Source organism: Inquilinus sp., from assembly GCF_057815775.1.
In genome coordinates this window covers 1-12,419 of the sequence record NZ_JBYRFX010000783.1, presented here as the reverse complement: position 1 = coordinate 12,419, position 12,419 = coordinate 1, and the positions used below count along the sequence as shown (strand labels likewise).

The following is a 12,419-nucleotide window of genomic DNA, read 5'->3' as shown; positions in this document are numbered from 1 at the left end:
GATCCGCGAATTCCTCGGGAGTGCGAAGCCCGCACCGAAGACGATCCCGCACACCCCGCTCAACGGGCCGGCGGTGCCGGCCGCCCAAAAATTCCGGAAGCTCGCCGACGACACCGACGACAATCTTCGGCTCCATGAAATCTGGGCCGGCCGTGGCCCAAAACGCCTGTTCCCTGTCATCAACAGCACGTTGAACCTGACGCAGAAAGGGCCCCTCGACTGGCAGGATCGCAAGGGGGCGCCCTTCACCATGACACCTCTAGCCTGCGGCAGCGCGATTCTCGACCAGGAAGAATCGAGCCACCCGCCGGCCGGCGCCTATGTTTCAGCGGAATTCTATGGCAGCGACTGGGCCCGAAAGACAGAACAGCAGGATCAGAGCAACCCGCTCCTGCGGGACGACGACACCGGCCATGGCATCACCCTGGGGACGGCGATGACCGTCTCGGGCGCGGCCGCCAGCCCCAACATGGGGTATTACACATCGGCGGCCACCGCGTTTCTGCTGACACTGTTCAACCTGCGGCTCGGTGCCTGGCTTCCCAACCCGCTCTATGGCGATAAAGCCTGCCGACGGTCGGCGCCGGCCATGGCGGTCGGGCCCTATCTGCGGGAATTGCAGGGGCGGGTCGGATGCAAAGGGAAGGATCTCTATCTCTCCGACGGCGGGCATTTCGAGAATCTCGGACTGTACGAAATGATCCGGCGCAAATGCCGCTTCATCATCGTCGTCGATGGTGGTCACGACCCGGATCGCGCCTATGCCGACCTTGCCAACGCCGTCCGCAAGGCCTGGATCGATTTCCAGGTCAAGATCGAGCTTCCCGTGGCCAACATCCAGCCGGCAATCGAGATCGGTAGGGTCGAAACCACCTGGATCATCGGAACGGTTCTCTACCCCGCGGACGCAGCCTCGATTTCGACCCCGACGTCCGAGCGAACCGGCCAGATCCTCTATATCAAGGCCGGCCTGCCCATTGATCTGCCGGCCGACCTCGTCGGCTATGTCGCCGAGAATCCGCGTTTTCCGAATGATTCGACTGCGGACCAGTGGTTCGACGAAACCCAGTTCGAGAGCTATCGCCACCTCGGCTTCCACATTGCCAGATCGATCGGCGGCGAGGGCCAAGCCTTCGAGACGGTGCCGGCTTTCTTTGCGGAAGTTTCCGCCCAGGCGATAGCCAAGCCCCGAGCGACGGGCAGACCAGGCCGGGCGCCGCGCCTGCGAGGCCACCCATCACCCTGATGGGCGGCCCCGCCGCCAATCTCGATGCAAGAAGCTGATTTGTCTGACATGATGCGCGCCCATCCGAACAGCAAGGCCCTTCGATGACCGCGCTTCAGAGCAGCCCCCTGTTTCCCGACCTCGCCGGCAAGGCGGTGCTGATCACCGGGGCCAGCACCGGCATCGGCGCCGCCGCGGCCCGCGCCTTCGGCCGCAACCGCGCCAAGGTCGCCGTAAACTTCAACGCCAGCCGCGACGCGGCCGAGGCCGTCGTGGCGGACATCGAGGCCGCCGGCGGCGAGGCGATCCTGGCCCATGGCGATGTCACCGAGCCGGAGACGGCACAGCGGCTGGTCGAACAGACCGTCGCCGCCTTCGGCCGCCTGGACGTGCTGGTCAACAATGCCGGCGCCCTGGTCAAGCGCACCCCGGTCGCCGATTACAGCGACGAATTCGTCGATGCCGTGCTCGACCTCAACGTCCGGCACGTCATCCGCTTCATGCGCGAGGCCACGGCGCAGATGCGCCGGCAGGGCGGCGGCGGGTCGATCATCAATCTCAGCTCGATCGCCGCGCGCAGCGGCGGCGGCACCGGCTCGGTGATCTACGCCGCGGCCAAGGGCTTCGTCGCCGTCGCCACCCGTGGCTGGGCCAAGGAGCTCGTGAAGGACGACATCCGGGTCAACGCCGTGTCGCCGGGCGTCATCATGACCCCGTTCCACGAGCGCTTCTCGACGCCGGAGCAGCTGGCGACGATGCAGGCCGCGATCCCGATGCAGCGGCTGGGCGTGGCCGACGACTGCGCCGCCGCCTTCCTCTATCTGGCCTCCAGCGTCGCCAGCGGCTACGTCACCGGCCAGATGATCGAGATCAATGGCGGCCAATCCATGCCGTAGATCGTTCGAGAGCACACCCGGCATGGCCCTCTAGCGGCGGTTTCTCCGCTTCCGGTGCTCATGGACCCAAACGTCCGCTGCGCGCCGGTTCTCGAAACCACCACCAGCCGACTCCTGCCGGATGCGCTCTCGAACGATCTGTAAGCGGCGGGATGTCGCAGCGCGCGGGTCTCCCCTGCATGGCGGGCCATGGCTGGACGGCGGGCCGGCGGATTAAGCTCCGGCCCATCATGAGCGAGGCCGTCCTGACCCCTTCCCCCGCCCAGCGCCTGGCGCTGCCCGCCCTGATCCTGGGCGGGCTGGCGATCGGCAGTTCGCCGATCTTCGTGCGGCTGTCGGAGGTCGGGCCGATCGCGACCGCGGTGTGGCGCGTCGCCCTGGCCCTGCCGATCCTGTTCCTGTGGTACCGGGCGGAACGGGCGCGGGGCGCGGCGTCGCGGCCGCAGGGTCTGTCCGACTATCTCGCCCTCACCCTGCCCGGCATCTTCATTGCCGCCGATCTGGTGGCGTGGCACTGGGCGATCCACGTCACATCCGTTGCCAACGCCACGCTGCTGGCCAATCTGGCGCCGATCTTCGTCACCTTTGGCGCCTGGCTGCTGTTCCGCACCCCGATCCGGCCGATTTTCATCGCCGGCCTGGCCGTGGCGGTGGCCGGCGTGGTGGTGCTGAAGGGCGGGCCGGGCGCGTTGGGCGACGGCCATCTCGGCGGCGACGCCATGGCGGCGCTGGCCGCGGTGTTCTATGGCGGCTACATTCTGTCGGTTGGCCGGCTGCGCGACCGCTTCTCGGTGGCCACGGTGATGCTGTGGACCAGCGCCGTCTCCGCTGTCGTGACGCTGCCGCTGGCGTTGCTGACCGAGCCGGTGTTCCTGCCGCCGACGCTGTATGGCTGGGTCATCCTGCTCGGCCTGTCCTGGATTTCGCAGGTCGCCGGCCAGAGCCTGATCACCTATGCCCTGGCCTGGCTGCCGGCCGCCTTCTCCTCCCTCACCCTGCTGATCCAGCCGGTGGCCGCGGCGGCCCTGGCCTGGATCATCCTGGCCGAGCCGCTGGGGTCGGCCCAGGGCATCGGCGGCGCGCTGGTGCTGGTCGGCATCCTGCTGGCACGCAAAGGGTAACGCGATGACCGATCCCCGCCTGATCCTCAGCCTGCTGCCGGAGACGCTGGCGGTGGCCCGGCTGCCGGCGGATGCGGCGCTGCCCGGCTGGGTCGACTGGTCCGATCCCTTCGTCACCGTCAGCCGCACCCGGGACGAGCTGTCGGTGGTGTGCCCCGAGGCGCGGCTGCCCGATAATGTGAAGGCCGAGCGCGGCTGGCGCGGCTTCAAGGTCGAGGGGCCGCTGGACTTCGCCCTGACCGGCATCCTGTCCCGCCTCGCTTCGCCGCTGGCCGAGGCCGCGATCAGCATCTTCGCCATCTCGACCTTCGACACCGACTACCTGCTGGTGCGGACGCGCGATCTCGACGCAGCCGTTGCCGTTTTGCAACGGCAGAACACGGTGCGGAGCTAGGCGGCCGCGGGGCTGGAATCCCCCTCGGTATCAAGCCATTTCCAGGCGGAACAAGGCCCCGGCGGACGTCGAATTGAAATATTAAGTCCGCGTAACATCTGAATCTCGGCGCACATTCGACATTGGCGAAAGCCGGCGGATGTGATTTCTTCCCGCGGTCGGCGTCTACGGGGCCGGGGCAATCGACATGGCCCATGGGCGAACCGACACATGATCCGGGAGTCAGCCATGCCCAAGAAGCGCCCGTCGTTCCGCCGAACGCGCCAGACCAAGATCGTCGCCACGCTGGGCCCCGCCACCAGCACGGCCGCGGCGATCCGCGGGCTGTTCGAGGCCGGTGTCGACGTCTTCCGGCTGAACTTCAGCCATGGCAAGCAGGAAGACCACGCCGCCCGGCTGGCCCTGATTCGCGAGGTCGAACGCGAATTCGACCACCCGATCGCCGTGATGGCCGACCTGCAGGGCCCGAAGCTGCGCGTCGGCACCTTCGCCGAGGGGCCGGTGCTGCTGACCGCCGGCCAGAGCTTCCGGCTGTCACTGACGGAACGCCGCGGCGACGCCACCGGCGTGATGCTGCCGCACCCCGAGATCTTCGCGGCGCTGGAGCCGGGGCAGATCCTGCTGCTGGATGATGGCAAGGTCCGCCTGAAGGTCACCGATTGCGGCCCCGATTTCGCCGACACCGTGGTCGAGGCCGGGTCCCGCCTGTCCGACCGCAAGGGCGTGAACGTGCCGAACGCGGTGCTGCCGCTGTCGCCGCTGACCCCCAAGGACCTCGACGACCTGCGCTTCGCCCTCGACATCGGGGTCGACTGGGTGGCGCTGTCCTTCGTGCAGCGGCCCGAGGACGTGGCCGAGGCGCGCAAGTTGATCGCCGGCCGGGCCCAGGTGATCGTGAAGCTGGAGAAGCCGGCGGCGATCCAGCATCTCGAGGAACTGGTCGAGATGACCGACGCGGTCATGGTCGCGCGCGGCGACCTGGGCGTCGAGATGCCGGCCGAGGACGTGCCGTCGCTGCAGAAGCGGATCATCCGCGCCTCGCGCCAGGCCGGCAAGCCGGTGATCGTGGCGACGCAGATGCTGGAAAGCATGATCACCTCGTCGACCCCGACCCGGGCCGAGGCCTCCGACGTCGCCACCGCGGTGTTCGACGGCGCCGATGCGGTGATGCTGTCGGCCGAGACCGCCTCGGGCGAGTTCCCGGTCGAGGCGGTGCAGATGATGGATCGCATCGCCCGGCGGGTGGAGCGTGACCCGATCTACCGCACCATCCTCGACGCCGTGCATTACGATCCGGAAAGCACCGCGGCCGACGCCATCTCCGCCGCGGCGCGGCAGGTGGCGCACACCGTCGGCGCGGTGGCGATCGCCACCTACACCACCTCGGGGTCGACCACGCTGCGCGCCGCGCGCGAGCGGCCGGAGGTGCCGATCCTGTGCCTGACCTCGAACCTGCAGACCGCACGCCGCATGGGGCTGTGCTGGGGCGTGCACGCCGTCCACACCGAGGACGTCAACAACTTCACCGAGATGGTCGGCAAGGCCTGCCGCCTGGCCAGGCATGACGGCTTCGGCACCGCCGGCCAGCGCATCGTGGTGACCGCGGGCGTGCCGTTCGGGACGCCCGGCAATACCAATGTGCTGCGCATCGCCTGGATCGAAGACTGAGGTCGCATGCCCGGCTCCGCCCTCGCCGCCAACGAAGCCTTCTACGCCGCCCTGGCGCGCGGCGACGCGGTGGCCATGGCGGCGCTGTGGTCGCGGCGGCGCCCGGTCGCCTGCATCCATCCCGGCTGGCCGGTGCTGGCCGGGCGCGACGCGGTGATGCAGAGCTGGGACGCGATGCTGCGCAATCCGCCGAAGGTCACGGCGGAAGAGGTGCGGGTGCTGGATTACGGCGACACCGCCGTGGTGCTGTGCATCGAGCGGATCGGCGAGAACCGGCTGGCCGCGACCAATGTCTTCGTCCGCGAGCCGGCGGGCTGGCGCATGGTGCATCACCAGTCCGGCCCGTCCCGCGAGGCCAATCCACCAGCCCAGCCGACCGGCACCATTCACTGACCGGGCGGCGCCGTCAGTCGAAGTCGGCCGATTCCGCGATGTCCTGCTGCGCGTCGAGGGCGGCAAGCCGGTCCGTCAGCGCGGCCCGGATCCTGGTGTAGGAACCGGCGCCGAGCACCAGCCGCCGGGGCGCCGGGCTGCGGTCGACCGTATCGATCATGGCCTGGGCCATCCGGTCGGGATCGCCGTTCACCGGAAACGCCCCGGTCGCGATCATGCGCCGCACCTCACCTGCCGGCGTGTCGTCATAGACCGCCATCGGCGGCGCGCTGACCAGGCCGCCGCCGAATTCCGTCCTGGCCGGGCCCGGCTCGGCAATCGTGAATTCGATGCCGAAGGGCGCGACCTCCTGGGCCACCGCCTCGATGAAGCCTTCGATGCCCCATTTGGTCGCGTGATACAGGCTGAAATTCGGATAGGCGATCTGGCCACCTTCGGACGAGACCTGCAGGATCCGGCCGCCGCCCCGGGCCCGCAGATGCGGCAGCGCCGCCCGGATGACCTGGATCGAGCCGATCAGGTTGGTGTCGATCTGGTGCCGGATCTGGTCGTCCGTCACCTCCTCCCCCGCGCCGAACAGGCCGTAGCCGGCATTGTTCACGACGATTTCGATGCCGCCCATGTCCTGGAAGGCGGCGGCCACGACCCGGCGCACGGCCTGCGCATCGGTGACATCGAGCAGTGCCGTCCACAGGCGGTCGCCATGCTGCGCCTTCAGATCGTCGAGGGCGCCCGGCTTGCGCAGGGTCGCCGCCACCCGGTCGCCGCGTGCCAGGAGCTTTTCGGTGAGCATCCGGCCGAAGCCGGACGACGTGCCGGTGATGAACCAGGTCCTGGTCATGGGAAGCCTCGCTGCAACAGCCGCAGGATTGCGGCCCCGCTAGAGGTAAGCCGTCGCATTCATGGTACTATCGGAGTGATACGGCATGACTTGATGAAAATGACCCATGAATGATCGGCCAGCTTTGAGCGACCTGACCGCCTTCGCGGCGATCGCGGCGCATCGCAGTTTCCGCAAGGCGGCCGACGAGCTGGGGCTGTCGCCATCCACCCTCAGCCACATGATGCGGGCGCTCGAAACCCGGATGGGCGTGCGCCTGCTGCACCGGACCACGCGCAGCGTGGCGACGACCGAAGCCGGCGAACGCCTGGTCACCCGCCTGCAGCCGGTGCTGCGGGATCTCGGCCTGGCGCTGGACGAGGTCGAGGATTTCCGCATCCGCCCGGGCGGGACCCTGCGGATCAATGCCAATGACAGCGCGGCCCGGATGCTGCTGCGGTCGGTGGTCCCGCAATTCCTGGCGCGCTACCCCGAGATGTCGCTCGACCTTGTGACCGACGGCCGGCTGGTCGACATCGTCGCCGAGGGCTTCGACGCCGGGGTCAGGCTGGGCGAAGCCGTGCCGCAGGACATGATCGCGGTGCGCCTCGGCGGCGAGGTCCGCTTCATCGCCGTCGCGTCGCCCGCCTATCTCGCCGGCCGCCCGGCGCCGCGCACGCCCGACGACCTCAAGGACCATGCCTGCATCCGGATCCGCATGCCCAGCGGCAAGCTGTATCGCTGGGAGTTCGAGCAGCATGGCCAGGAGCTGACTGTCGACGTCCCCGGTGCCCTGACGCTCGACAACATCGACCTGATGGTCGAGGCCGCGGTGGCCGGGCTGGGCATCGCCTTTGTACCGGACCGGTCGGCGCGGGCCGATCTCGACGCCGGCCGGCTGGTCGCCGTGCTGGGCGACTGGTGCCCGCCGATTCCCGGCCTGTATCTCTATTACCCCGGCCACCGCCATGTGCCGGCCGGGCTGAGGGCCTTTATCACGGTGCTGAAGGACGCCTTTTAACCGACCGGCCGTCAGATCGGGTCGCCGGCCTGGAGCTGCTTCAGCGTGGCGATCTGGGCCCGGGCGGTCGCCATCTGCGGATCGATCGCCAGCACCCGCTGATAGGCCTCGATCGCCCCCTTGATGTCGCCGAGCTTGATCCGGCACAGCGCCAGGCCCGACAGCGCGCCGAAGTGCCGGGGTTCGCGCGCCAGCACCTGGTTGATATCGGCGATCGAACCATGGATGTCGCCCCTGAGGTAGCGCACCGTCGCCCGCCGGTTCCAGCCTTCGGCATAGGCCGCGTCGCGCTCGATCACCGCGGTGAAGGCGGCCTCGGCCACGGCATAGTCGTCGCCCTGCATCGCGGTGTTGCCGCGCGCCAGCAGCCCGGGAACATCGGCGTCGGTGCCGTCATAGGCCAGCCAGACCTGCCAGATCGCGATCTGCAGCGCCGGTTCGTCCTCCGGCGCCACCGTCTGCAGCTGCGCGAACAGCGCATCCAGCCGCGCCGCCCGGTCCTGGGCCGCGACCGGCCCGGCGAAGGCGAGCAGAACAACCGACAGCAGCAGGATGGCGAGGCGCCTCATGCCAGAGACATCGGGCGGAGCATGGGCGGCGACAAGGGACGCCCCGGCCCGGGACGCCTCTATTTTTTCCGGTGTGGCGGATCGGACCATCACCGAAACAAACAGGCCCCGTCCGGCGAATGGAATACGCCGCCCCGTGGCGCGTTGTACCGGCTGGAATGGAGAGCATGTGTGGCGGACGATGTCCGGTCGAACCTGGCAGGGCTTCTGCCACGGCTGCGGCGGTTCGCCTGGGGTCTGGCGGGGTCGCGCGATGAAGGGGATGATCTGGTCCAGGCGGCCTGCGAAAAGGCGCTGGCGCGAGAGCACCAGTTCACGCCCGGCACGCGCCTCGACAGCTGGCTGTTCCGCATCGTCCAGACCACCTGGATCGACCGGCGCCGGCAGGCGCGCACGCGGGGGACCGAGGTGGACAGCGAGGCGCTGAAATCTATATTTATGCTAATAATACTCATTAGCAATATAGTGAGATAGTAATTTTAATTTCCTAAATACTGATACAGGTCTTTATTCAATAACAACAGACAAAATCATCGCGTCGCGGCAAACCGATCGCTGGCTCCACGGACACTCGGGTCCCAGCCTTGACCGCCCGGGCTCGACCGCAAAGGACGGAAACGCCACCTTTCCGGACATGCCGGGCAAAACACGGGACAGACGGAGAATTGGCCCCGGCGATGGCGTCAGCCGAACTGCCCGATGATGAAATCGATGAAGGCCCGCAGCTTCGCCGCCGGCCTGCGGTCCGGCAGATGCACGATGTACATCGGCCGCAGCGGCGGTTCGCAATCCGCCAGGATCCGCACGAGACGGCCGGCCCGGACATCGTCGGCGACGAGGATTTCCGGCTGCAGGATGATGCCCAGCCCGGCAATCGCCGCGGCCTTCAGCGCCTGGCCGTTGTTGGCGACCAGTTGCCCGTCGACCGGCACGTCCTGCCGCCGCCCCTGCTCGTGGAACCGCCACAGCTTCCGCCGCCGCCACAGCGAGAAGGCCAGGCAGTTGTGGCTTGCCAGATCCTGCGGCGTCTGTGGCGTGCCGGCGCGGCCGAGATAATCCGGCGAGGCGCAGAGCCACATGGCGTAGGGCCGCAGCGACCGCGCCATCAGTTCGGAATCCGCCAGCGGCCCGATCAGGATCGCGGCGTCATAGCCTTCCTCGACCAGGTCGACCGGGCGGTCGACATGCCGGTCCGACAGGGTCAGCTCGATCCGGATGTCGGGATAGAGGCGGAGATAGGCGGCGACGGCCGGCGCCAGGCACTCGCTGCCGAACGACACCGGGGCGTGGATCTTCAACAGCCCGCGGGGCGCTGTGCGGATCTCCTCCGCGCTCGCCTCGGCGTCGTGCAGGTCCTCGAGCAGCTGCTTGCAGCGTTCGTAGTAGAGGCGGCCGATTTCGGTCAGCGACTGCTGCCGCGTGGTCCGGCTCAGCAACCGGGCGCCGAGCCGCGTCTCGATCGCCCGGACGTGCTTGCCGACCATCGTCGCCGACAGTCCGCATTCGATCGCCGCGTCGGTGAAGCTGCCCTTTTCGACGGCGCAGACGAAGACCGACATCCCCGTGAACCGATCCAGCACTGCGCACCCACCGTTCGGAGTGATCGAACCACCAGCGAGTTTATCGATCCTTGGGATGCAATCACAGTGATTTGGCCGTCGCAGCCGATGGCATCACCCCGACCCGAAGGATCCGCCATGCTGATCGTCAGCTCCCGCTTCATCACCGACCCGTCCCGGGCCGAACCGCACCGGCAGGCCCATATCGACTGGGTCGAGCGCTATGTCGGCGAGGGCCTGTTCCTGTTCGCCGGCCCGAAGGCCGACAAATCAGGCGGCATCATCGTGGCCAAGGGCACCGACCGCGACCGGCTGGCGGCCATCCTGGCCGAGGATTCCTGGGTCCAGGCCGGCATCGTCGAGAACGAGATCACCGCCTTCGACGCCAAATTCGCCCTGCCGGAACTTGTCGCCCTGAGCCGGCCTGCGCTCTGACCTGACCGGAGACTGCCGGGGCGCGCCCGTGAAGGCGGCGGCGGCGCGTCACCAGTCGGTCATTCCTCCCCGGGATACGCCCGCTCTTTCAGGAGACCTGCGAGGTGCGCCGCATTGCGGGCCAGGGTGGCCGTGGCCGTCTGGACGGCTTCCGGCGTTTCCTCCAGGTCGACGTAGTTGACGTCGCCCATCGCCTCGCCGACCCAATAGGCCACGGCACCGGCGGGAATCGTGAATCCGACGTCGTTGAGAGCCTGGAAGAGTTCCGCCGAAACGTGATGCGCGCCATCCTCGTTGCCCACCACCGCGACCGCGGCAACACGGCCGAACGAGACCATCCGGCCTTCGTCATCCGTCTCTTCAAGGAAGGCATCCATACGCTCCAGCACCCGTTTGCAGACGCTGGACGGCTGACCGAGCCAGATCGGCGTTCCGATCAGCAGGATGTCGGCGGCGAGGATCTTTTCGCGCAACGCAGGCCAGGCGTCGCCCGACCCTTCGTCGGAGGTCACGCCCGGCTTGATGTCGTGATCGGCCGCGCGAATGATTTCACCTGTGACGTCATGGTCTGCCAGGGCCGCCAGAATCTCCGACAGAAGCCGATCGGTCGATGACGGCTCGGACGAACTGGCGGATGATTTCAACGTGCAATTGAATGCGATGGCTTTGAGCGACACCGGCTTCCCTCACGATTGTATCGTTGTGGGCGGTGCTGATCAGGCCGGCCAGACGCCGGCCTGATCAGCCTTTCGCTCAGAGCCGCGGGTCGTCGCGGCCATAGAGGCCGCGCTCACGCGCGATTTCTTCCGGCGTATAGGCGGGGGCCGCCGGGTCGTATTGCTGCCAGCCGGACGAACGATAGGCCTCGCCCCGGGCGCTGGCATCGACCGCGCCGTGATCGAGCAGGACTCGCTCGATCTCGCCCTGCCGGGCCTCGTCCACCTGCACGGTAAGCACGGTGCCGCCACGCCGGACGCCTTCGGCATAGACATGGGCGGCATCCTCATCGACGCCGGCATGGGTCATGGTGGTGACCAGGCCGCCCGCGGCACCCCCGGCGAGGGCCCCGGCCGCGGCGCCCGCCACCGTGGCGGCCAGCCAGCCCGCGGCGACAATGGGCCCGACACCCGGGATCGCCATGATGCCGAGCCCGGTCAGCAGGCCGGCACCGCCGCCGATGATGGTGCCGATCCCGGCGCCCGTCCCGACACCCGAGCCGGTCGAGCCGTCCTCGACCGGATCGTCGCCGTCTGCGTTGTTGACCAGCAAACCGATATCGTCGCGGGGCACCGCCAGTGCCTCGATGTCATGACGCGCCCGGGCTGCGTCCTCGCGTCGGTCGAACAGGCCGGTGACAGCAATGCGGGCCATGGTCTCGCTCCTCAGAATTGATGAAATGTCTTGCAACCGGCGGCCTTACTCGGCGGCGATGTTGCCCTGGTAGTCGAGGCCGACCTTGACGCTCTTGCTGTCCTTCGACGCGGTGGCCCACCAGATGCCATCACCGTCCTTCTTCAAGCCTGTGACGGTCGAGAATCCCTGATCCTCGATCCGGGCCTGCGCCTGCGCTTCGGTGAAGCTGTTGGCCCCCTTCTTCAGGTCCGCTGGGGAGGAGACGACGGTCCCTTTGCTCGGGGCCGCCATGGTGTTGGAATCGGCGGGCGCCGTGGTCGTCTGCGCCATCGCCGCCGCCGTGCCGAGGGCTACGGAAAGCACGGCCGCGAGAACTGGGGTCCGGAACATGGTTTGTCTCCAGAGGAAGGCATCGATAATGAGGAAATAAAGACGCCGACCGTTTGGTTCCGTCCCGACTCTTTATTCAACAGGAATACGGACTTGCTCTTTGTTATATTCATTGCCGAAAACAGCAGTGCCGTTCCGCTTGGCTATACAGAAATAAATTCGGTTGGCAGCATGTCCTGAGTGCGTGCCACGCCGCCTGCGACACCAGGGGCCTACTGCCCCCCGCCGCGGTTTGCTGCCAAGATCGTCCCCAGGTCAGACAAACCGAGGCGGTGCGGCATGCCGATCCCCTATCTCCGCACCCTGGCGAGCCGGGAGCGGACCGACCAGGCCAATGCCCGGCTGGGCCGGTCGCTGGCCTTCGTGGCCGGGGCCGTCAATGCCGGCGGCTTCCTGGCCGTCCAGCAATACACCTCGCACATGACCGGCATCGTCTCCTCGATCGCCGACCATCTCGTCCTGCTCGACGCCCCGGTGGTGCTGTCCGGCCTGGGCGGGCTGGCGGCCTTCATCGCCGGGGCGGGTTTCACCGCGATCCTGATCAACTGGGGCCGGCGGCATGAGCTGCACAGCGA

At 67.9% G+C, this 12,419-nt stretch carries 16 protein-coding genes; 10 read left to right on the top strand and 6 right to left on the bottom strand.

What is annotated here, in order from left to right:
- The 6 genes from AC3XYG_RS27880 to AC3XYG_RS27855 form a co-directional block, all read left to right on the top strand.
- Window positions 1-1,246, top strand: a 1,246-nt coding sequence (locus AC3XYG_RS27880) for a hypothetical protein (RefSeq protein WP_489143137.1), incomplete at its 5' end; no start/stop codon positions are given.
- An 83-nt stretch (window positions 1,247-1,329) separates the two neighbouring features.
- The gene (locus AC3XYG_RS27875) at window positions 1,330-2,121 is read left to right on the top strand and encodes an SDR family NAD(P)-dependent oxidoreductase (RefSeq protein ID WP_489143136.1); all 792 of its coding nucleotides are present in this window, start codon (window positions 1,330-1,332) and stop codon (window positions 2,119-2,121) included.
- Window positions 2,122-2,351: 230 nt separating this feature from the next.
- Entirely contained in the window at window positions 2,352-3,242 is an 891-nt protein-coding gene (locus AC3XYG_RS27870) for a DMT family transporter (protein ID WP_489143135.1), read from the top strand.
- Between the two features lie 4 nt (window positions 3,243-3,246).
- Window positions 3,247-3,636 carry an ACT domain-containing protein gene (locus AC3XYG_RS27865; protein WP_489143134.1) on the top strand — a complete coding sequence of 130 codons (390 nt, stop codon included), beginning with the start codon at window positions 3,247-3,249 and terminating at the stop codon, window positions 3,634-3,636.
- A 228-nt stretch (window positions 3,637-3,864) separates the two neighbouring features.
- A complete protein-coding gene (gene pyk, locus AC3XYG_RS27860) occupies window positions 3,865-5,304 on the top strand; it encodes a pyruvate kinase (protein ID WP_489143133.1) in 1,440 nt (479 codons plus the stop codon).
- 6 nt (window positions 5,305-5,310) lie between these two features.
- Window positions 5,311-5,697, top strand: a complete 387-nt coding sequence (locus AC3XYG_RS27855; RefSeq protein ID WP_489143132.1) for a nuclear transport factor 2 family protein — start codon at window positions 5,311-5,313, stop codon at window positions 5,695-5,697.
- A gap of 13 nt (window positions 5,698-5,710) precedes the next feature.
- Here AC3XYG_RS27855 and AC3XYG_RS27850 read toward each other — a convergent pair whose 3' ends face one another.
- Window positions 5,711-6,538: an SDR family oxidoreductase gene (locus AC3XYG_RS27850; RefSeq protein ID WP_489143131.1), complete on the bottom strand. Its 828-nt coding sequence runs from the start codon at window positions 6,536-6,538 to the stop codon at window positions 5,711-5,713.
- A gap of 106 nt (window positions 6,539-6,644) precedes the next feature.
- On the opposite strand from AC3XYG_RS27850, the gene AC3XYG_RS27845 reads away from it, so the two are divergent.
- On the top strand, window positions 6,645-7,538 hold the full coding sequence (locus AC3XYG_RS27845) for a LysR family transcriptional regulator (RefSeq protein ID WP_489143130.1): 894 nt from the start codon (window positions 6,645-6,647) through the stop codon (window positions 7,536-7,538).
- An 11-nt stretch (window positions 7,539-7,549) separates the two neighbouring features.
- On the opposite strand, the gene AC3XYG_RS27840 is transcribed toward AC3XYG_RS27845, so the two are convergent.
- On the bottom strand, window positions 7,550-8,107 hold the full coding sequence (locus tag AC3XYG_RS27840) for a tetratricopeptide repeat protein (protein WP_489143129.1): 558 nt from the start codon (window positions 8,105-8,107) through the stop codon (window positions 7,550-7,552).
- Between the two features lie 171 nt (window positions 8,108-8,278).
- Here AC3XYG_RS27840 and AC3XYG_RS27835 point away from each other — a divergent pair, with 171 nt between their 5' ends.
- Entirely contained in the window at window positions 8,279-8,581 is a 303-nt protein-coding gene (locus AC3XYG_RS27835; protein WP_489143128.1) for a sigma factor, read from the top strand.
- A 209-nt stretch (window positions 8,582-8,790) separates the two neighbouring features.
- On the opposite strand, the gene AC3XYG_RS27830 is transcribed toward AC3XYG_RS27835, so the two are convergent.
- Window positions 8,791-9,666 (bottom strand): LysR family transcriptional regulator, encoded by an 876-nt coding sequence (locus AC3XYG_RS27830; RefSeq protein ID WP_489143127.1) that lies wholly within the window; start codon window positions 9,664-9,666, stop codon window positions 8,791-8,793.
- 138 nt (window positions 9,667-9,804) lie between these two features.
- Between AC3XYG_RS27830 and AC3XYG_RS27825 the strand changes: the two genes are divergently transcribed.
- Entirely contained in the window at window positions 9,805-10,101 is a 297-nt protein-coding gene (locus AC3XYG_RS27825; RefSeq protein ID WP_489143126.1) for a YciI family protein, read from the top strand.
- Between the two features lie 59 nt (window positions 10,102-10,160).
- Here AC3XYG_RS27825 and AC3XYG_RS27820 read toward each other — a convergent pair whose 3' ends face one another.
- The 3 genes from AC3XYG_RS27820 to AC3XYG_RS27810 all read right to left on the bottom strand — a co-directional run bounded on the left by AC3XYG_RS27820 (window position 10,161) and on the right by AC3XYG_RS27810 (window position 11,844).
- Window positions 10,161-10,778, bottom strand: coding sequence for a flavodoxin family protein (locus AC3XYG_RS27820; protein WP_489143125.1), 618 nt, complete (start codon window positions 10,776-10,778; stop codon window positions 10,161-10,163).
- A 76-nt stretch (window positions 10,779-10,854) separates the two neighbouring features.
- A complete protein-coding gene (locus tag AC3XYG_RS27815) occupies window positions 10,855-11,472 on the bottom strand; it encodes a hypothetical protein (RefSeq protein WP_489143124.1) in 618 nt (205 codons plus the stop codon).
- A gap of 45 nt (window positions 11,473-11,517) precedes the next feature.
- Window positions 11,518-11,844: a hypothetical protein gene (locus AC3XYG_RS27810; RefSeq protein WP_489143123.1), complete on the bottom strand. Its 327-nt coding sequence runs from the start codon at window positions 11,842-11,844 to the stop codon at window positions 11,518-11,520.
- A 279-nt stretch (window positions 11,845-12,123) separates the two neighbouring features.
- On the opposite strand from AC3XYG_RS27810, the gene AC3XYG_RS27805 reads away from it, so the two are divergent.
- The coding region (locus tag AC3XYG_RS27805) for a YoaK family protein (RefSeq protein WP_489143122.1) at window positions 12,124-12,419 on the top strand (296 nt) is incomplete at its 3' end.